Source organism: Caenibius sp. WL, assembly GCF_019803445.1.
Taxonomy (GTDB): Bacteria; Pseudomonadota; Alphaproteobacteria; order Sphingomonadales; family Sphingomonadaceae; genus Caenibius.
Map to the genome: position 1 here is coordinate 689075 of NZ_CP081844.1, position 18029 is coordinate 707103.

Sequence of the window (18029 nt, forward strand, 5' to 3'; positions counted from 1 at the left end):
GCTTAAGGCACCAGCACCGTATCCACCGGCAGCGGATCGGTGCCCGGATAGTCCAGCGTGTAGTGCAAGCCGCGGCTTTCGTGGCGCTTCAGCGCGCTGCGCACGATCAGTTCGGCGCATTGCAGCAGATTGCGCAGTTCGATCAGATCGGTGCTGACGCGGAAATGGCCGTAATAGTCGCCCACTTCCTCCTGCAGCATCTTGATCCGGTGCGCCGCGCGTTCCAGCCGCTTGGTGGTGCGCACGATGCCGACATAGTTCCACATGAACCGGCGGATTTCGGTCCAGTTCTGCTTGATGATCACTTCCTCGTCGGAATCGGTGACGCGGCTTTCGTCCCACGGGCGCACCGGCGGCGGCGCTTCGAAACTGTCCCACCGGGCGATGATGTCGCGCGCGGCGGCTTCGCCGAAGACGAAGCATTCGAGCAGAGAATTGGATGCCAGGCGATTGGCCCCGTGCAGCCCGCTTTCGGTGCATTCGCCCGCGGCATAAAGGCCGGGCAGATCGGTGCGGCCGTTGAGATCGATCAGAATGCCGCCGCAGGTGTAATGCTGCGCAGGCACCACCGGGATCGGCTGCGTGGTCATGTCGATGCCCAGGCCCAGCAGCTTTTCGTGGATGTTGGGGAAATGCGCCCGCACGAAATCGGCGGGCATGTGGCTGATATCGAGATGGACGTAATCGAGCCCGAAGCGCTTGATCTCCGCATCGATGGCGCGGGCAACCACGTCGCGCGGGGCCAGCTCCAGCCGTTCCGCATCGTAGAATTCCATGAACCGTTTGCCGGTGCGCGGATTGATCAGCCGTCCGCCTTCGCCCCGCACCGCTTCGGTGATGAGGAAATTCTTGACCTCCAGATTGTAGAGGCAGGTCGGGTGGAACTGCATCATTTCCATGTTGGAAACCCGTGCGCCCGCGCGCCATGCCATGGCGATCCCGTCACCCGTTGCGCCGCGCGGGGCGGTGGAGAAGAGATAGCAGCGCCCGGCTCCGCCGCTGGCCATCACCGTGGCGCGGGCGGTGTGCGCCTCCACATGCCCGGTTTCGGCATTGAGCGCATAGACCCCCCACACCCGGCCCGAACCGGAATAGCGTTCCTCGTGCCGCCCGGTGATCAGGTCCACACAGCTGCGCCCCGGCAGCAGCGTGATATTGGGGTGTTCTTCAGCCGCCTTGAGCAGGGCGGCCTGCACCGCCCAGCCGGTGGCATCGTTCACATGCACGATCCGGCGGTGCGAATGGCCGCCTTCGCGGGTGAGATGGAGATGGGCGCCATCGTTGTTGAAGGGCACGCCGAGATCGACCAGCCGTGCGATCGCGTGCGGCGCGCGTTCGATCACGAATTCCACAGTTTCGCGCCGGTTGAGCCCCGCGCCCGCCACCATGGTATCGCGGATATGTTCGTCGAACGTGTCGCCCGCATCGAGCACGGCGGCGATCCCGCCCTGCGCCCATGCGGTGGAGCCCGATGTCAGTTCGCCCTTGGCCAGCACCAGGACGCTGGCATGTTCCGCCAGTGTCAATGCCGCCGTCAGCCCGGCCGCGCCGGACCCGATTACCAGAACATCATGCACCGTTTGCGGGGTATGGCCCATCGTGTTTTTGCCTCTTGTTCAGCCCGCTATGCCGGTCGTGGCCCACGCCCGCAAGCAGCCAAACGATCAGCCCACGGTTCGGCTTCGCCTGTCAGGCCTCCGGTTCAGGCCAGCCCCACACCGTCCGCTGCCTCGCTGGTCAGCTTGACGAAGACATCTTCCAGATCGGCCTCCCGGGTGGTGACATCCTGGATCGTGCAGCCCTGTTGCTGAACGAGAGCGAGCACCTGGCCCGCGGTCGTCCGGTCGCGGTCGAACGTGATTTCCAGCGTGTGTTCGTCACGCAGCACGGATTTGAGGAACGCCGGATCGTGAGGCGCCCGGTCAATTGCGCGATCCAGCGTCAGCACCATCACTTTCTCGCGCATCATCCCCACCAGTTCGCGCGTGGGCTTGTTGGTGATAAGCTGGCCATGATTGATGATGGCGATCCGGTCGCACAATTCCTCCGCTTCTTCGAGGTAATGCGTGGTCAGCACCACGGTCACCCCTTCGCGGTTGAGTTCGCCCACCAGTTCCCACAATTGCCGCCGCAGTTCCACGTCGACCCCAGCGGTCGGTTCGTCGAGCACCAGAATCGGCGGTGAATGGACCATCGCCTTGGCGATCAGCAGGCGGCGTTTCATCCCGCCCGACAGGCTGCGGGCATAGGCATCGCGCTTGTCGGCCAGATGGACGGCGCGCAGCAGTTCGTCCGACCGGCGCAGGGCCTTGGCGATGCCGTACATCCCGCCCTGGATTTCCAGCACTTCGAACGGGGTGAAGAACGGGTCGAAGACGATTTCCTGCGGCACGATGCCGATGCTCGCCTTGGCGTTGCGGCGATCGCGGTCGATATTGTGGCCCCAGATGTCCACCGTGCCCGAAGTCTTGGTGACCAGCCCGGCGAGAATGTTGATCAGCGTGGATTTGCCTGCGCCATTGGGGCCCAGCAGGCCGAACACTTCGCCCTGCGGCACGTCGAAGCTGACCCCGCGCAGCGCCTGCTTGGGCGGGGCATTGCCTGCCCCGGCGTAAGTCTTGGTGAGATCGCGGATGGTGATGGCGGCCGGTGTGCTCATGATCCGCCGGTCCATGGGCTACTCGCGGGGCAAGGTAAAGAGGGAGGCTTTCCCGCGCCCGCGCGATGGAGCCCGCGCGATGGCCCCGCGCGATGGGGGGTGTCCGCCAGTCCGCTCCAGACCGTTGCGAATCCCCGGCGGGCGCGATAGGGGAACGCGCATGATCGAACCGCCCGAAACCATCCTGGTCGAAACCACCCGCGTGAGCTGCGACGGCGCGTCCGGCATCCGCGGTGGCGAAGGCTATCGCCCGGCCGCGCTCGGCCATCCCCGCGTCTGGCTTGAAATCGACGAGCATGGCTATGTCGATTGCGGCTATTGCGACCGGCGCTTCGTGCTCAAGGGCGGCCCGGCCGATGGCGCCGATCAGGCAGCTTTGCCCGATATTTCGGCAGGCGCTTCGCCCGCAGTGTGATCGCGGGCGGGCTGCGCGATTTTCGCGCTGGCCCGCTCCCGCCTTTCGCCCGGGCGCCGATGCCCCTATATCGGGGGCATGAGCACACACGATCCGCGCCGGTTCCTCTATGCAGAGGGCAAGCTGACCCCCGAAGAAGCGCAGGCCATCGCCGCGCAAACGCTGGCCAAATGCGATGATGGGGAACTCTATCTCCAGTTCATCGCCAGCGAAAGTTTCACGTTCGACGACGGGCGGCTGAAAGCGGCCGACTATTCGCGCGATTCCGGTTTCGGCCTGCGCGGTATCTCGGGCGAGATGACCGGGTTCGCCCATGCCAACGACATCAGCGCCAAGGCGATCCTGCGCGCGGGCGAAACGCTGCAACTGCTCGATCCGGCGAAAGGCCAGCCTGCCCCGCCGCCGCGCCGCAACAACCGCCATCTCTACACCGATGCCAGCCCGCTGGACGCGATCCCCTTCGCCGAAAAGGTCAGGCTGCTGGAAACGATCGACGCCGCCGCGCGCGCCCGCGATCCGCGCGTGGCGCAAGTCACCGCTTCGCTTTCGGGCAGCTGGAGCGTGGTGGAAATCGTTCGCGCCGATGGCTTCGTTGCGCAGGATATCCGGCCGCTGGTGCGGCTCAATGTCGGGATTGTGGCGGAACGCGACGGCCGCCGCGAAACCGGCAGCTTCGGCATGGGCGGGCGCTGGCTCTATGACGATCTGTTCCAGCCGGAAAACTGGAACCGGGCGATCGACACCGCGCTGGCCCAGGCGCTGACCAATCTCGACAGCGTGCCCGCGCCCGCAGGCGAAATGACCGTGCTGCTCGGCCCCGGCTGGCCGGGCGTGCTGCTGCACGAAGCGGTTGGACATGGCCTGGAAGGCGATTTCAACCGCAAAGGCACCAGCGCCTTTTCCGGCCGCATCGGCGAACGCGTCGGCGCGCCGGGCGTGACGGTGGTGGACGACGGTTCGATCGGCGAGCGGCGCGGTTCGCTGTCCATCGACGATGAAGGCACGCCCACAGGCGAAACCGTGCTGATTGAGGACGGCATTCTCAAAGGCTATATGCAGGACCGGCTGAATGCCCGGCTGATGGGGGTGGACCCCACCGGCAACGGCCGCCGTCAGGACTATGCCCACGCGCCGATGCCGCGCATGACCAACACCTTCATGCGCGCCGGGAACGACGATCCGGCCGAATTGCTGGCCCGTGTCAAGAACGGCATTTTCGCCAAGAGCTTCGGCGGCGGGCAGGTCGATATCGTGTCGGGCAAGTTCGTCTTCTCCTGCACCGAAGCGTACAAGGTCGAGAACGGCAAGCTCGGCGCGCCGATCAAGGGCGCGACGCTGATCGGCGATGGGCCCAGCGTCCTCACCCGCGTGACCGGTATCGGCAACGATATGGCGCTGGACGAAGGTGTGGGCGTGTGCGGCAAGGGCGGGCAGAGCGTGCCCGCCGGTGTCGGCCAGCCGACGCTGCTGGTCGAAGGGCTGACTGTGGGTGGGACGGGTTGATTCCGTCATTGATGGGGAACGGTGTCTTTCAGCGCCCATTCAGGCGGAAAGGCGCAGTTTCCGATCACAATCGGGAGTATGCTCCATGCGTAAGATACTGATTGCTCTCGTCCTCTCCTCGCTTGCCCTGTCGGGCGGCGCGCTCAGCGCCAGGCAGAGCGTGCAGGAACGGGGCGAAGCCAAGCTCGCCAAGATGCTCGAAGGGCGCGAACCGGGGCAGCCCGTGTCGTGCATCTCGAACATGCGCAATCTCGACCTGACCGTGATCGACCGCACCGCGCTGGTCTATGGTTCGGGCAGCACGATCTATGTCAACCGGACGAAAGACCCGCGCTGGATCGACCGGGACGATATCCTCGTGACCAAGCCGACCAATGCCAGCCAGCTTTGCCGGTTGGACAGTGTCCACACGATGGACCGGTCCACGCATATGCGTGGCGGCGCGATCATGCTGGATGATTTCGTGCCTTACACCAGAGTCCGGAACAAGGGCTAGGCAATGGCCGCTGCCCCGCGCCGCTGGGCGGCGGAATTGCTTCACTTCTGGTTTCACAAGCTCAAGCCGCGGGACTGGTTCGGCGGCGGTGAGGCGGTGGACAGGCAGTTGCAGGCCCGTTTCGGGCGCGATCTGGCCATGCTGTCCGCCTGCGATGCGCAAGCCTTCCTCAGCGATCCGCTGACCGCACGGGCGGCGATCCTGCTGTTCGATCAGGTGCCGCGCAATATCCATCGCGGCACGCCCGAAGCGTTCGCCTACGATCCGCTGGCGCGGCAGATCGCCTACGGCATGCTGTGGCGTGAATGGGATTTGCGTTTCCCCCCGGCGGCGCGGCAATTTATCGCCATGCCGCTGATGCACAGCGAAACGATTGCCGACCAACGCCATTCGCTCGCTTACTTCAGTATGCTGGGGCCGCGTTACGGCTGGCCCTATGCGCGCGATCACTATCGCATGATCGCCCGCTTCGGCCGTTTCCCGCATCGCAATCCGGTGCTGGGGCGAGCCAGCACGCCAGCGGAAATCCGCGCGATGGAAGCGGGCCATAGCTGGTAGAGCCAGACAGGGGGATAGAGATGACGAATGGAGCCGACGACCGGCCACGCTGTAGCTGGTCCACCAAAACGGCGCAGGAATGCGCTTACCACGATGCGGAATGGGGCGTGCCCGTGCGCGATTCCCGGATGCTGTGGGAAACGCTGATGCTGGAAGGCTTTCAGGCCGGGCTGGCGTGGTCAGTGATTCTCGCCAAGCGGGAGAATTTCCGCGCCGCTTTCGCCGGGTTCGATCCGCGCGCGGTGGCCACATTCGACGAGCGGGATATCGAACGGCTGCTCGGCGATGCCGGGATCGTGCGTTCGCGCGCCAAGATCGAGGCGACCATTCGCGGCGCGCAGATCTACAATGCGATGGCCGATGCGGGGGAGGATTTCGCGGCGTTTTGCTGGTCCTTCACCGAGGGCAGGCCGTTGCAGGGCGAAGGTGTCCACGCGCAGACGCCCCTTTCCCAGGCGATTTCGAAGGAACTGAAGCGGCGCGGTTTCAAATTCACCGGCCCGACGATCGTTTATGCCTGGATGCAGGCGGTGGGTATGGTCAACGACCACGCCCCCGAATGCTTCCGCCGCGCCGAAGTGGCTGCATTGGGCTAGAAACTGCCGCGCGGGCGCACGGTCCGCTCTAACGGTCTGCCGCCGCGAAATGGGCCATCTGATCGGCATGGGCTTTCATGAAGGCCGGACGTTCAGTGGCGCGTGTGATATAGGCGCGGCAGGCGGGATGCTCCGTCAGCCGGTCGAACCGTTCGAGAAGGCGCAGCACGTCCGCCATCAGGATATCGGCGATGGAAAACGCCCCCGCCAGCCACTCACGCGCCGCCAATACCGGTTCGAGATGGCGTAACCGGATGGAAACGAAGTCATCCAGCACTTTCCATTCCGGCGTTCCGCCCTTCAATCCGGAAAAGGCGAGGAGCGACCATGGCAGGCTTGCCATTTCGACGGAGTTGAGCGCGGCGAAGACCCATTCCACGACTTCGGCCCGGCCGCGCGGATCGCGGGGCATCAGCGCATCGCTGCGTTCGCCCAGATGGAGGAGAATTGCCCCGCTTTCGAACAGCGAAATGTCGCCATCGGTCAGCCATGGCACCTGGCCGAACGGCTGGTGGGTGAAATGCGCGCTGTCCCGGCCGCGGAACGGCACGCTTTCGACGCGATAGGGCAGGCCTGCCTCCTCCAGCGCCCAGCGCACCCGCAAATCGCGGACATAGCCGCGCGGCATGTCCGGCACCCAATCGAACGTGGTGAGAATCAGGTCGGCCATCTCATATCTCCGTGCGCCGGATCATGGCCGTTTCCCGGCTGTTCCGGCCTGCCCTGTGCGGCAATGCGGCTGCAAGGGGCAGCGGGCGCAATCGTGGTGCGATGGGCGGCAGAACGTCTGGCCGACGCGTTTCATCAGCAGGTGATGTTCGTCGAAATCGCCCGCCGTCCATTCGGGCGGCCATGCCGGATCGAGCGCTTCGTAAGCGCGGGCGGTGTCCGCTTTGGCCGGGACGAGCCCCATGCGCTGAAGCACACGGCGGTGGTTGGTGTCGATCACCATCGCCTTGCGGTCGAGCGTGCTGGTGTTGACCACCCCAGCCGAAACCTTGCGCGCCACGCCGGGCAGCGTTTCCAGCCAGGCCATCGCCTGCGCGGTGTCCATCGCGGCGAGATGCGACAGATCGACTCTCCCGCACTGCTGCCGGATGGTGAGGAGACAGGCTTTCAATCGCTGCGCCATCAATTCGGGGAATGTCGCGGTGGCGAGCTGTGCGGTCAGCGCATCGAGCGGCGCATCGGCCACCGCGTCCCACGATCCGTAATGCGCCAGCATGCGGTCGGTCGAAGCGTTGGAAACGGCGGTCTTGGTCCGCGCGCCGATCACCCCCTGCACCAGCGCCCACACGGGATCGCGGCGCTTTTCCGGCGGGCGCATGATGCGCCCGAAACCGGCGATCAGCCGCCGCTGAATATCGCGGAGCTGCTCCGTGCGCGGATCGTCGCCAAGGGCCAGTTGCATGGCGATACTATGGGATGCGCATCAGCCCCGAACAAGGCCTCCGGGTGGGGATCACTCCCACTCGATCGTGCCGGGCGGCTTCGAGGTGTAGTCGTAAACCACGCGGTTGATGCCCTTCACCTCGTTGATGATCCGGGTGGCGACGCGGCTGAGGAACGCGGCATCGAAGGGATAGATATCCGCGGTCATCCCGTCGGTGCTGGTGACGGCGCGCAGCGCGCAGACGCTGTCGTACGTGCGCCCGTCGCCCATCACGCCCACGGTCTTGACCGGCAGCAGCACGGCGAACGCCTGCCAGATCGCATCGTAAAGGCCCGCGTTGCGGATTTCCTCCAGATAGATCGCGTCCGCCTTGCGCAGGATGTCACAGCGTTCCTTGGTCACTTCGCCGGGGATGCGGATGGCAAGGCCTGGTCCGGGGAAAGGATGCCGGCCGACGAAAATTTCCGGTAGGCCCAGTTCGCGGCCCAATGCGCGCACTTCGTCCTTGAACAGTTCGCGCAGCGGTTCGACCAGCTTCATGTTCATGCGTTCGGGCAGGCCGCCGACATTGTGATGGCTCTTGATCGTAACCGAAGGGCCGCCGGTGAAGCTGACGCTTTCGATCACATCGGGGTAAAGCGTGCCCTGGGCGAGGAAATCGGCCCCGCCGATCTTTTTCGCTTCTTCCTCGAACACGTCGATGAACGTCTTGCCGATGAATTTGCGCTTGGCTTCCGGATCGGTGACGCCCGCCAGGCCGTTGAGGAACAGCGTCGAGGCATCGACGTGCACCAGCGGGATATTGTAATGGCCGCGAAACAGGCTGACGACCTGTTCGGCCTCGCCCATGCGCAGGATGCCGCCATCCACGAACACGCAGGTGAGCTGATCGCCGATTGCCTCGTGAATCAGCAGCGCGGCGACGGCGGAATCGACCCCGCCGGAAAGGCCGCAGATCACTTTTCCGTCACCCACCTGGGCGCGGATTTCCTCGATCTTGGTCTTACGGAATTCGGCCATCGTCCAGTCGCCGGCAAGGCCGCAGACGTGGCGCACGAAATTCTTCAGCAGCTTGCCGCCATCGGGTGTGTGGACCACTTCGGGGTGGAACTGCATCGCGTAGATGCGGCGCTCGTCGTCTGCCACCACCGCAAAAGGCGCGCCGGGGCTGGAGGCCACGGGGCGGAAGCCGGGGGCGAGGCGGGTCACCTTGTCGCCGTGGCTCATCCACACCTGATGGCTTTCTTCCTTGTGCCACAGTCCGTCGAACAGCACGCAAGTGTCTTCGATGGCGATGAAAGCGCGGCCGAATTCGCCCGCATCGCCCTGCAGCACTTCGCCGCCGAGCTGCTGCATCAGTGCCTGCTGGCCATAACAGATGCCAAGCATCGGCAAACCGCTGTCGAGAATCGCCTGCGGGATGCGCGGGCCGTTCTCGTCGGTGACCGAGGCCGGCCCGCCCGAAAGGATCACGCCCTTGGGCTTCATCCGCTGGAAAGCCGCTTCGGCGCTGCCGAACGGGGCGATTTCGGAATAGACCCCTGCTTCGCGCACGCGGCGGGCGATGAGCTGGGTCACCTGGCTGCCGAAATCGACAATCAGAACGGAATCGGGAAGATGGGAAGCGTCCATGGCGGCTTCCGTTAGGTGCCTGCCGCGCGCAAGTCCAGCCGCTCCATCGCGCGGACCGTGCGCTTTGCATCGCTTTTTGCGCAAAAGCGGTTCCCACTTTTCGCCGCGATGTTCTAGGGCGCATTTCGATTCTCTCGCGACCGGGGGAAGCTGTCGGGCTGCGAAGGAAGGATGGCGGCATGAGTGCGGTGGAAAACGCGTTGGATAACAAGGCAATGCTGGCGAAGGCCGAAGTGCTGATCGATGCTCTGCCGTATATGCAGCGCTATGCCGGGCGCACGTTCGTGGTCAAATACGGCGGCCATGCCATGGGCGATCCCGAAGCCGCGCGCGATTTCGCGGAAGACATCGTGTTGCTCAAGGCCGTGGGGATCAACCCCGTGGTGGTCCATGGCGGTGGCCCGCAGATCGGCGCGATGCTGAAAAAGCTGGGTGTCGAATCGACTTTCATCGATGGCCTGCGCGTGACGGACAAGGCGACGGCGGAAGTCGCCGAAATGGTCCTTTCGGGCGCGATCAACAAGGAGCTGGTGAGCTGGATCGCCAATGCCGGGGGCAAGGCGCTGGGCATTTCGGGCAAGGACGCCGGGCTTGTCACCGCGACCAAAGTCACCCGCACGACCAAGGATCCGGGCAGCAATATCGAACAGGCGATCGATCTCGGCTTCGTCGGCGAACCCTCGCAGGTGGACACCACGATTCTCGAAACGGCGGGCAGCGCGGGGATGATTCCGGTGGTTGCCCCGATTGGCGCGGGCGAAGATGGGCACACCTACAACATCAACGCCGATACGATGGCGGGCGCGATTGCCGCGGCGCTGGGCGCGGCGCGGCTGTTCCTGCTGACCGACGTGCCGGGCGTGCTGGACAAGGAGAAGAATCTCCTCACCGATCTGCGCCCCGGCGATGTCGAACGGCTCAAGGCGGATGGTACGATCACCGGCGGGATGATCCCCAAGCTCGAAACCTGCGTCCATGCGGTGGAGGCCGGGTGCGAAGCGGCGGTCATTCTCGATGGCCGGGTGCCGCATGCGATGCTGCTGGAAATCTTCACTTCCAAGGGCGCGGGCACGCTGATCCGCAACGCCTGAGGGCAGGCCGATCCCTGACGCGCCGGAACCGCGCCGCCGGCTCGCGCGTTGGCCGGATATGATGCTCCTTCGCCCCATTACCGCAGGGGCCGCGCTGGCTCTCATGCTCGGCCTTGCCGCATGCGACGGCAATCCGTTCGTGCCCAAGGTGGAGCAGGACACCAGCACTCAAGGCGTAAGCGTGTCTGCCGCGTCCGGCGGGGCGCCCGCGGTGCAGGGCGATCCCACCGCCGCCCCGGCGGAAAATGCGGCGCGGCCGCCCCGCGAGCCGGATTACGATGCTCTGGAACAGGTGGAGGACCCGGCGCGGGTGCAGGCTTTCCTGGCCGATGCCTTGCGGCAGGGGCGGTGGCGCGATGCCGCGCGCGCCTGGGGTGAAAAGGGTGATGCCGACGCCTTGCGGCAGCGTTTCGGCAGGCCGGGCGGTACGCTCGATCTGACATTCGGGCCGGGCAGCAGCGATGCCGGGGCCGGTTCGCAATACTATTCCGCACCCTATACCCTGCGGTTGCCCGACGGGTCTTCCGAGAAAGGCACGCTCGTGCTGCGCCGGGTCAACGACGTGCCGGGCGCTTCAGCGGCCTCGCTGCGCTGGCATGTGGAACGCATGGATACGGCGCTCTGACCGGCAGGAGACAGGCCGCATGGGAAAGCGATGCGGTGCTTGCATGTGAGAAACGCGCGGACCGGGTCGATGCAAGGCTTGCTCCGTTGGGGCGCGCTCGGCTAACAGGCCTCTACGGGCGGGCGCGGCCTGCCGCCGAAAGAAAGACCTGCGCGTGATACTCCTCACCATTGCCCAGATTCTCGACCTGCTGATTTCGGTCGTCGTGACGCTGGTGATCGTCCAGTTCGTTCTGGGCCTGCTGATCGCTTTCAATGTCGTGAATATGAGCAACCAGTTCGTCTCCGCTATCTGGACGGCGCTCAACGCCCTGCTTCAGCCCTTGCTGGCGCCCATTCGCCGGATCATGCCCAACACCGGCGCCATCGACTTTTCGCCGCTGGTGCTGATTATCGGGTTGCAGATCCTCCAGATCATTGTCGGAAACCTTGCGAGGGCCATGTGAGCGCGCAGTTGATTGACGGGAAGGCCTTTGCCGAAGGTCTGCGGGAAAAGGTCGGCACGCTGGCCGCCGCGTTCGAAGCCAGCGCGGGCCGCAAGGCGGGCCTCGCCGTGGTGCTGGTGGGGGAAGACCCGGCCAGCCAAGTCTATGTGAAATCCAAGGGCAAGCAGACGGTTGCCTGCGGGATGGAAAGTTTCGAGCACAAGCTGCCCGCCACCGCCAGCGAAGCGGAATTGCTGGGCCTGATCGAACGGCTCAACGCCGATCGCGCGGTCGACGGTATTTTGGTGCAATTGCCGCTGCCCGCCCATCTCGACGAGCAGAAAGTGATCGCCACCATCGCGCCGGGCAAGGATGTGGACGGTTTCCATATCATCAACGCCGGGCGCCTGGCCGTGGGGCAGGACGGTTTCGTGCCCTGCACGCCGCTGGGCTGCCTGATGCTGCTGAAAGACAGGCTGGGCGATCTTTCGGGCCTCGATGCCGTGGTCATCGGCCGGTCGAACATCGTCGGCAAGCCGATGGCGCAACTGCTGCTGCAGGAAAGCTGCACGGTGACCGTGGCTCATAGCCGGACGAAGGACCTGCCCGGCGTGGTGCGCCGCGCCGATATCGTGGTGGCGGCGGTGGGCCGCCCCGAAATGGTCAAGGCCGACTGGATCAAGCCGGGGGCGACCGTGATCGATGTCGGGATCAACCGCCTGCCGCCCGAACCGGGGCAGGGCAAGGGGCGTCTCGTCGGCGATGTCGATTTCACCGGCGCGCGCGAAGTGGCCGGCGCGATCACACCGGTTCCGGGCGGGGTCGGGCCGATGACGATTGCCGTGCTGCTGCGCAATGCGCTGGTTGCGGCCTATCGCCATGAAAGCCTCGATCTGGCGCAAGACGCGCTGTGATGCCGCGGCGCCCTATCCGGCCATGCGGCCTGCCGCCGCCACGATGCGGGGTTGCAAGCTGACATGTTCGAAGTGTTCGCCTCGGCTTTCGTCACGCTGTTCGTCGTGATCGATCCGCCGGGGTGTGCACCGATCTTTGCCGGGCTTTCCAGCGGGGCCAGCCCGCACCGGCAGCACCGCATGGCTCTCCGCGCCGCCGGGGTCGCTTTCGTTATTCTCGTGCTGTTCGCGTTGTTCGGCGAATCCCTGCTGGGCGCGCTGCACATCGAACTGGATGCCTTCCGCATCGCGGGCGGGATCATGCTGTTCATGATCGCGCTGGAAATGGTGTTCGAACGCCGCACCCGCCGCCGGGAAGAACGGGCGGAAAAAGTGCGCGCCGCGCACGAGGTGGATCATGCGGTGGAAGATATCGCGATCTTCCCCATGGCGATGCCGATGCTGGCCGGCCCCGGGGGGATTGCATCGGTGATGCTGCTGATGGCGCAGGCACCGGGCATGGCCGCCTCACTCGCGGTGCTGGCGGCGCTGACTCTGGTCATGGCGGTGACGCTGGTCATGTTGCTGATGGCCACGCCGCTCATGCGGATTTTCGGCAGTCAGGTCGAATCGGTGGTCACCCGCCTGCTGGGCGTGGTTCTGGCGGCGCTGGCGGTGCAGTTCGTGATCGACGGGGTGCGCGGCAGTCTTGCCGGGTGAACCGGGTGGGCAGACAGGTCGCGGCCTCGCGCACGAGGCCTATTGCAGGGTCACCCGGTCATCGTCGCCCGAACGGCGGCCGAAGAACTGCATCAACTGTACCAGCAATTCGCACCGGCTGGCCAGATCGGGCGCTTCCAGCAGCGCTTGCTTGGATGCGGCATCGAACGGGACGATTTGCGACACGCCGTTGATCAGTGCGGTATCGTCCAGCCGGGTGACCGCATCCCAATCCACGCTGTAACCCTGATGATCGGCATAATCGCGCGCCGTGCGTTCGAAATCGGCGCGTTCGACCGCGCTCAACGCTTCATGCTCGGGATCGTCGATCAGCTCGGCCTCAATCTGGCGGAACGGCGTGGCCACGTCCAGTTCGCGCAGGATGCGGAACCGGTGTTCCCCATCCAGCACGATGTTGAACCGGCCGTCTTCCAAGGCTTCGACATCCTCGATCTTGCCGATGCAGCCGATGGAGAACAGCGGGGCGCCTTCTTCCCCGTTCTGCGGCTGAATCATGGCAATGCGGCGGTCGCGCACCAGCGCGTCGCTCACCATCGCGCGGTAACGCGGTTCGAAGATATGCAGCGGCAGGCGCAGGCCCGGATAGAGAATCGCGCCCGAAAGGGGAAAGATCGAAAGGCGTTTGACAGTCACCGGCTTATCCGAACAGGATCAGCGACAGTTTGCGGCGGGTCGTGGCGACCCACGGGTCTTCCAGTCCGACCGCTTCGAAAATCTGCAGCAGCTTGGCCTTGGCCGCGCCTTCCTGCCATTCGGGTGCGCTGCGGATCATCGCCAGCAACGTATCGGCCGCCTCGTCCCGGTGGCCTGCGGCAAAGGCCGCGTTGGCAAGGGCGAACTGGGCATCCATATCTGCGGGATTGGCCTTGGCGGCCTCGCGCAGGCTGGTCAGTTCGCTATCGTCCGGTGCGTTTTCCGCCAGCGCGAGAGCGGAGCGCGCCTGCGCCAGCGCGGGATCGCCCGCCACATCCATGGGCAGCGTGGCCAGCACCTCCTGCGCTTCGGCAATCCGCCCTGCCGCGATCAGCGCGCGGATCAGCCCGGCATGCGCCGGGGCGCTGTCGGGCGCCATTTCGACGACCTGTCCGAAAATGCTCGCCGCACGTTCGCCGTCGCCTTCGGCCAGCACCTCTTCGCCCATGGCGATAAACTGCGCCACATCGGGGGCCTGCGCGTCGCCGCCATCGATCGGCAGCTTGGCTAGCAACTGATCCAGCACCTGGCGCAATTGCGATTCGCTGCGTGCATTGGTGAGATCGGCCACCGGCTGCCCCTGGAACATGGCATAGACGGTGGGGATCGAACGGACCTGGAACTGCGCCGCTATGAACTGTTCCTCATCGACATTGACCTTGGCCAGCACCACGCCCTTGTCGGCATATTCGGCGCAGACCTTTTCCAGCATGGGGGCAAGCGCCTTGCACGGCCCGCACCATTCGGCCCAGAAATCCAGGATGACGAGTTTCGTCATCGACGGCTCCGCCACGTCCTTGCGGAACCGGTCCACCGCTTTCTGTTCTTCGAGATTGAGACCCATACTGGCCAAGATGCATGCTCCCATGAGGCGTTTCGACGTGGCGCCTAATGTGGGCTTTTCGGCGGAATTGTGAAGGGCAGATATTTTTCGCGTTTTTCCTCTTGTCGGACCAAAAACTCACTGCTAGTTGCCCGCCCACCCCAGCAGTGCTGCCCCAGGGCAGCAAGCTGAAGCGCCAGAGCGGGCGTAGCTCAGGGGTAGAGCACAACCTTGCCAAGGTTGGGGTCGAGGGTTCGAATCCCTTCGCCCGCTCCAGTTCTGCGACACGGCTGTAACAGTCTGCGCCGATAAGGTCGGCGCTCCTCCCGAAATGTGCGGTGTGCATTGCTTCGGCGTGTGGCTTCTATCCGGCCGGTTATCCCGTTCAATATGCCAATCTTGCACGGCCACAGGCGTTAAGCGTGCACGAGCCGAGGTTTCGTCAGCCCGAGAGCGGATATGCGTCTGGGGGGCGGGAGGATCGGTCGGCTTTTTGACGGATGAAAACAACGCATTATGATGGTCTGCATTCCGTAGTCCGGAAATGCGGGGATCGTGACGCCATGCCAGCCTTCTTTCTCGCGCTGATCCTTGCCGCGCTGGCTTCGTTCGGGCGGCGGGATCAGTTGCTGGTGGCGCATCTGGCGGGGCGTCTGGGCCAGGGTTGGGGCTTGCTGGTGGTTGCCTGGCTGGCCGCTTGCATCACGGCGGGGCTGGCTGCGCTGACGGGCAGCGTGCTGGCGACGATCATGCCGCCTGCGGCCAAGCATATGCTGGTGGCCTTCGCGCTATTGCTGGGCGCGCTGGAACTGCTCTGGCCATGGCGGGTACGCCGGGGGCCGGAGGAGCCGACGCGCTCGCACTTCGCGATATTTGCCGTGCTGGCCGCGCAGCAGGTGGGCGACGGCGCCCGTTTCCTGATTCTGGCACTGGCCGTGGCAGCGGGCAATCCGGTTCTGGCGGGCATCGGCGGCGCGCTGGGGAGCGGCGCAATGCTCACGCTGGGTTGGGCGCTGGGCGCCGACATGCCTCGGGCGCTGCCCTTGCGGCCGATCCGTTATGCGCTGGCGGCGGCCATGGGACTGGCGGCGATCGTCATCGGTTTGTCCGCGCGTGGAATCATTGCGTGATCGGGCATGACGATTACACTGGTGAGGGAAATCGGTGAAACCGGGTGCCGTCTCAAGTGTATAGGTTGCATCTGTAAGCAAAGGGGAATGGAAAATGGCCCAAGCGGGTGACAATGCGAAAACGGCTCTGGTCGACGAACTGAACGCGGCGGTGGCGGATCACTTCGCGCTCTATCTCAAGACCAAGAACTTCCACTGGCACGTGGCAGGACCGCGCTTTCATGACCTGCACCTGTTGTTCGACGAACAGGCGACCGCCGTGTTTGGCCTGATCGACGTAATGGCCGAACGGGTGCGCAAGCTGGATGCCGATACGGTCACTTCGATCGGGTCGATTGCCAAGCGCACGGCGGTGAAGGATCAGGATAACGCCGCGCTTTCGGCCGATGAAATGGTCGAGGAATTGCGCCATGACAACGCCGCACTGGTGACCCGTTTCAAGACGATCAAGCAACTGGCGGGTGACGCCGGCGACAATGCGACCGAAGGGCTGGTGGACGACTGGACCGATCAGGCCGAACGCCGCGTGTGGTTCCTCGCCCAGACTCTGAAGTAGGCATTTGCCAAGTCTATCCCCAAAGCCGCCGGGACAAATCGTTCCGGCGGCCGTATGGCCGTGGGGCGGCGCATGGATAACATGCCACTACGCACTGCCTTGAGGCGCCGGGGATCGCTATGAGCCATTGGCTTCCCGCACCGCTGCACCGGGCGGCGCTGCGTTGTGCCCATGCGCTGCGCAAGCACTGGTGGCGGATCGCGCGCCCGCATGTGGCCGGATGCAGCGTGATCGGGCTGGACGAGCGTGGCCGGGTGCTGCTGGTGCGGCACAGTTATGGCCTTGGATGCTGGACGCTGCCCGGCGGCGGGCTGGGGCGGAAGGAGGCCCCGGCAGTGGCCGCCGCGCGCGAATGGCGTGAAGAAATCGGATGCGATCTCAGCGGGATGCGTGCGTTGGGCGTGCTCGATCACCGGCTGCATGGCGCGCGCAACACAGTGCATCTCTTCGCGGGGACGATTGCCGGGCAGCCCCGCGCCGATGGGCGGGAGATTGTCGAAATCGGCCTGTTCGCCCGTGATGCCCTGCCCGAAGCCCGCAGCCGCGCGGTGGATGAAAGACTGGCGCTGCTGGCGCGCGATGCCCGGTAAGTGGGCCGGTCGGAGGAGACCGGTCACAGCAGCGAAAGCTGCGCGGTGTCCTTTTCCCGCTCCTCGCTTTCGCTTTCGAGCGAGGACAGCGTGAGGCCCATCAGCCGGATGGGTTGCGGCAGCGGAAGCATCTCGTCGAGCAAAGCGTGACCCAGCGCGGCGAATTCGGCCTTTCCGGCCACCCAATGGTCCACCGAGCGCGCGCGGGTGACCAGCGCAAAATCGGCATAGCGCATTTTCAACGTCACCGTGCGTCCGCGCGCCTGGGCCCGCTCGATCCGTTCCCAGACGATATCGGCAATCGTATCCAGCGTTTCGCGCAGGGCCGGCCCGGTGGCGATATCCTGCGCGAACGTGCGTTCCGCCCCCACCGATTTGCGCGGGCGGTCGGGCCGGACCGGGCGCAGATCGATCCCGCGCGCCGCGCGATAAAGGTAATCGGCCAGACTGCCGAAATGGGTCTTGAGGAAGGCGATGTCCTGCGCCGCGAGATCGGCACCGGTGGCAATGCCGAGTTTCGCCATCTTTTCCGCCCCGCGCGGCCCCACGCCATGAAACCGCCGCACCGGCAGCGCCGCGACGAACGCCGCCCCTTCGCCGGGGCGGATGAGGCACAGCCCATCGGGCTTGTTCTGGTCGCTGGCGATCTTGGCGAGGAACTTGTTGTAGGAGACCCCGGCGCTGGCGGTAAGCTGGAGATCGTCGCGGATGCGCTGGCGGATCAGTTCGGCGATGCGGGTGGCCGAGCCGATGCCGCGCAGATCCGCCGTGACATCGAGATAGGCCTCATCGAGGCTGAGCGGTTCGATCAGGCTGGTGTAATCGCGGAAGATCGCGTGAATCTGCCGCGACACCGCGCGATAGGCGTCGAACCGCGGGCGGACGAACACCAGATCGGGGCACAGCCGCCTGGCGCGGGCCGAAGGCATGGCCGAGCGAACCCCGAATCTGCGCGCTTCGTAGCTGGCTGCGGCGACCACCCCGCGCGAGGCGCTGCCGCCCACCGCCACCGGCTTGCCTTTGAGCGAAGGGTCATCCCGCTGTTCGACGCTGGCATAGAAGGCATCCATATCGATATGGATAATCTTGCGTAGGCCGACGGCGTCCACCCCGCTGTTGTGGTCCGGGCCATGGTCAAAGCCATCGTCGGGGGCGGTGGGGCGCATCGCGGCAGGATAGCAGCCTCCGCACGGCCTGTCGCGGCATCGCGG

21 protein-coding genes and 1 tRNA gene are annotated in these 18029 nt (G+C 65.2%); 14 read left to right on the forward strand and 8 right to left on the reverse strand.

Annotated elements, in window-relative coordinates; translation table 11 throughout:
• Positions 1-2: 2 nt before the first annotated feature.
• Together nadB and K5X80_RS03370 are read right to left on the reverse strand one after the other, a co-directional pair.
• Positions 3-1598 carry an L-aspartate oxidase gene (gene nadB, locus K5X80_RS03365; protein WP_222559444.1) on the reverse strand — a complete coding sequence of 532 codons (1596 nt, stop codon included), beginning with the start codon at positions 1596-1598 and terminating at the stop codon, positions 3-5.
• 104 nt (positions 1599-1702) lie between these two features.
• Positions 1703-2659 (reverse strand): ABC transporter ATP-binding protein, encoded by a 957-nt coding sequence (locus K5X80_RS03370; RefSeq protein ID WP_222559445.1) that lies wholly within the window; start codon positions 2657-2659, stop codon positions 1703-1705.
• Between the two features lie 160 nt (positions 2660-2819).
• Here K5X80_RS03370 and K5X80_RS03375 point away from each other — a divergent pair, with 160 nt between their 5' ends.
• From K5X80_RS03375 to K5X80_RS03395, 5 genes are all read left to right on the forward strand, one after another.
• Complete coding sequence (locus tag K5X80_RS03375) at positions 2820-3074, forward strand: zinc-finger domain-containing protein (RefSeq protein ID WP_222559446.1); 255 nt, start codon at positions 2820-2822, stop codon at positions 3072-3074.
• 78 nt (positions 3075-3152) lie between these two features.
• A complete protein-coding gene (gene tldD, locus K5X80_RS03380; protein ID WP_222559447.1) occupies positions 3153-4577 on the forward strand; it encodes a metalloprotease TldD in 1425 nt (474 codons plus the stop codon).
• Between the two features lie 85 nt (positions 4578-4662).
• Positions 4663-5073, forward strand: coding sequence for a hypothetical protein (locus K5X80_RS03385; protein ID WP_222559448.1), 411 nt, complete (start codon positions 4663-4665; stop codon positions 5071-5073).
• Positions 5074-5076: 3 nt separating this feature from the next.
• A complete protein-coding gene (locus tag K5X80_RS03390) occupies positions 5077-5631 on the forward strand; it encodes a DUF924 family protein (protein ID WP_222559449.1) in 555 nt (184 codons plus the stop codon).
• 20 nt (positions 5632-5651) lie between these two features.
• Positions 5652-6227 (forward strand): DNA-3-methyladenine glycosylase I, encoded by a 576-nt coding sequence (locus K5X80_RS03395; protein WP_222559450.1) that lies wholly within the window; start codon positions 5652-5654, stop codon positions 6225-6227.
• A gap of 28 nt (positions 6228-6255) precedes the next feature.
• Here K5X80_RS03395 and K5X80_RS03400 read toward each other — a convergent pair whose 3' ends face one another.
• Genes K5X80_RS03400 through guaA form a run of 3 tightly spaced genes read right to left on the reverse strand, consistent with a single transcriptional unit; the run spans position 6256 to position 9252 of the window.
• Positions 6256-6897 (reverse strand): glutathione S-transferase family protein, encoded by a 642-nt coding sequence (locus K5X80_RS03400; protein WP_222559451.1) that lies wholly within the window; start codon positions 6895-6897, stop codon positions 6256-6258.
• Positions 6898-6918: 21 nt separating this feature from the next.
• Positions 6919-7638: an endonuclease III domain-containing protein gene (locus K5X80_RS03405; protein WP_222559452.1), complete on the reverse strand. Its 720-nt coding sequence runs from the start codon at positions 7636-7638 to the stop codon at positions 6919-6921.
• 51 nt (positions 7639-7689) lie between these two features.
• Positions 7690-9252: a glutamine-hydrolyzing GMP synthase gene (gene guaA / locus K5X80_RS03410; RefSeq protein ID WP_222559453.1), complete on the reverse strand. Its 1563-nt coding sequence runs from the start codon at positions 9250-9252 to the stop codon at positions 7690-7692.
• Positions 9253-9431: 179 nt separating this feature from the next.
• On the opposite strand from guaA, the gene argB reads away from it, so the two are divergent.
• The 5 genes from argB (at position 9432) to K5X80_RS03435 (ending at position 13005) form a co-directional block, all read left to right on the forward strand.
• Positions 9432-10343 (forward strand): acetylglutamate kinase, encoded by a 912-nt coding sequence (argB, locus tag K5X80_RS03415; protein ID WP_222559454.1) that lies wholly within the window; start codon positions 9432-9434, stop codon positions 10341-10343.
• Between the two features lie 58 nt (positions 10344-10401).
• The gene (locus K5X80_RS03420; protein ID WP_222559455.1) at positions 10402-10968 is read left to right on the forward strand and encodes a hypothetical protein; all 567 of its coding nucleotides are present in this window, start codon (positions 10402-10404) and stop codon (positions 10966-10968) included.
• Positions 10969-11122: 154 nt separating this feature from the next.
• A complete protein-coding gene (locus K5X80_RS03425) occupies positions 11123-11413 on the forward strand; it encodes a YggT family protein (protein WP_261390616.1) in 291 nt (96 codons plus the stop codon).
• On the forward strand, positions 11410-12306 hold the full coding sequence (folD, locus tag K5X80_RS03430; RefSeq protein ID WP_222559456.1) for a bifunctional methylenetetrahydrofolate dehydrogenase/methenyltetrahydrofolate cyclohydrolase FolD: 897 nt from the start codon (positions 11410-11412) through the stop codon (positions 12304-12306). The genes K5X80_RS03425 and folD overlap by 4 nt, the downstream gene beginning before the upstream one ends.
• A 63-nt stretch (positions 12307-12369) precedes the next feature.
• Positions 12370-13005, forward strand: coding sequence for a MarC family protein (locus tag K5X80_RS03435; RefSeq protein ID WP_222559457.1), 636 nt, complete (start codon positions 12370-12372; stop codon positions 13003-13005).
• A 39-nt stretch (positions 13006-13044) separates the two neighbouring features.
• On the opposite strand, the gene K5X80_RS03440 is transcribed toward K5X80_RS03435, so the two are convergent.
• Positions 13045-13659, reverse strand: a complete 615-nt coding sequence (locus K5X80_RS03440) for an LON peptidase substrate-binding domain-containing protein (RefSeq protein WP_222559458.1) — start codon at positions 13657-13659, stop codon at positions 13045-13047.
• Positions 13660-13663: 4 nt separating this feature from the next.
• The gene (locus K5X80_RS03445) at positions 13664-14563 is read right to left on the reverse strand and encodes a tetratricopeptide repeat protein (RefSeq protein WP_261390682.1); all 900 of its coding nucleotides are present in this window, start codon (positions 14561-14563) and stop codon (positions 13664-13666) included.
• Positions 14564-14743: 180 nt separating this feature from the next.
• Between K5X80_RS03445 and K5X80_RS03450 the strand changes: the two genes are divergently transcribed.
• The 4 genes from K5X80_RS03450 (at position 14744) to K5X80_RS03465 (ending at position 16818) form a co-directional block, all read left to right on the forward strand.
• Positions 14744-14818 (forward strand) — tRNA-Gly (locus K5X80_RS03450).
• A 287-nt stretch (positions 14819-15105) separates the two neighbouring features.
• Positions 15106-15672 (forward strand): TMEM165/GDT1 family protein, encoded by a 567-nt coding sequence (locus tag K5X80_RS03455; protein ID WP_222559460.1) that lies wholly within the window; start codon positions 15106-15108, stop codon positions 15670-15672.
• A gap of 94 nt (positions 15673-15766) precedes the next feature.
• The gene (locus K5X80_RS03460; RefSeq protein WP_222559461.1) at positions 15767-16228 is read left to right on the forward strand and encodes a Dps family protein; all 462 of its coding nucleotides are present in this window, start codon (positions 15767-15769) and stop codon (positions 16226-16228) included.
• 119 nt (positions 16229-16347) lie between these two features.
• A complete protein-coding gene (locus K5X80_RS03465; RefSeq protein WP_222559462.1) occupies positions 16348-16818 on the forward strand; it encodes an NUDIX domain-containing protein in 471 nt (156 codons plus the stop codon).
• A gap of 23 nt (positions 16819-16841) precedes the next feature.
• On the opposite strand, the gene dinB is transcribed toward K5X80_RS03465, so the two are convergent.
• Positions 16842-17984 carry a DNA polymerase IV gene (gene dinB / locus K5X80_RS03470; protein ID WP_222559463.1) on the reverse strand — a complete coding sequence of 381 codons (1143 nt, stop codon included), beginning with the start codon at positions 17982-17984 and terminating at the stop codon, positions 16842-16844.
• Positions 17985-18029 lie beyond the last annotated feature (45 nt).

Excerpts from the sequence above, each read along its gene's own strand:
- nadB (WP_222559444.1), bottom strand. The coding sequence starts at position 1,598 with ATGGGCCATACCCCGCAAACGGTGCATGATGTTCTGGTAATCGGGTCC.
- K5X80_RS03370 (WP_222559445.1), bottom strand. The coding sequence starts at position 2,659 with ATGAGCACACCGGCCGCCATCACCATCCGCGATCTCACCAAGACTTAC.
- K5X80_RS03375 (WP_222559446.1), top strand. The coding sequence starts at position 2,820 with ATGATCGAACCGCCCGAAACCATCCTGGTCGAAACCACCCGCGTGAGC.
- tldD (WP_222559447.1), top strand. The coding sequence starts at position 3,153 with ATGAGCACACACGATCCGCGCCGGTTCCTCTATGCAGAGGGCAAGCTG.
- K5X80_RS03385 (WP_222559448.1), top strand. The coding sequence starts at position 4,663 with ATGCGTAAGATACTGATTGCTCTCGTCCTCTCCTCGCTTGCCCTGTCG.
- K5X80_RS03390 (WP_222559449.1), top strand. The coding sequence starts at position 5,077 with ATGGCCGCTGCCCCGCGCCGCTGGGCGGCGGAATTGCTTCACTTCTGG.
- K5X80_RS03395 (WP_222559450.1), top strand. The coding sequence starts at position 5,652 with ATGACGAATGGAGCCGACGACCGGCCACGCTGTAGCTGGTCCACCAAA.
- K5X80_RS03400 (WP_222559451.1), bottom strand. The coding sequence starts at position 6,897 with ATGGCCGACCTGATTCTCACCACGTTCGATTGGGTGCCGGACATGCCG.
- K5X80_RS03405 (WP_222559452.1), bottom strand. The coding sequence starts at position 7,638 with ATGCAACTGGCCCTTGGCGACGATCCGCGCACGGAGCAGCTCCGCGAT.
- guaA (WP_222559453.1), bottom strand. The coding sequence starts at position 9,252 with ATGGACGCTTCCCATCTTCCCGATTCCGTTCTGATTGTCGATTTCGGC.
- argB (WP_222559454.1), top strand. The coding sequence starts at position 9,432 with ATGAGTGCGGTGGAAAACGCGTTGGATAACAAGGCAATGCTGGCGAAG.
- K5X80_RS03420 (WP_222559455.1), top strand. The coding sequence starts at position 10,402 with ATGATGCTCCTTCGCCCCATTACCGCAGGGGCCGCGCTGGCTCTCATG.
- K5X80_RS03435 (WP_222559457.1), top strand. The coding sequence starts at position 12,370 with ATGTTCGAAGTGTTCGCCTCGGCTTTCGTCACGCTGTTCGTCGTGATC.
- K5X80_RS03445 (WP_261390682.1), bottom strand. The coding sequence starts at position 14,563 with ATGGGTCTCAATCTCGAAGAACAGAAAGCGGTGGACCGGTTCCGCAAG.
- K5X80_RS03455 (WP_222559460.1), top strand. The coding sequence starts at position 15,106 with ATGCCAGCCTTCTTTCTCGCGCTGATCCTTGCCGCGCTGGCTTCGTTC.
- K5X80_RS03460 (WP_222559461.1), top strand. The coding sequence starts at position 15,767 with ATGGCCCAAGCGGGTGACAATGCGAAAACGGCTCTGGTCGACGAACTG.
- K5X80_RS03465 (WP_222559462.1), top strand. The coding sequence starts at position 16,348 with ATGAGCCATTGGCTTCCCGCACCGCTGCACCGGGCGGCGCTGCGTTGT.
- dinB (WP_222559463.1), bottom strand. The coding sequence starts at position 17,984 with ATGCGCCCCACCGCCCCCGACGATGGCTTTGACCATGGCCCGGACCAC.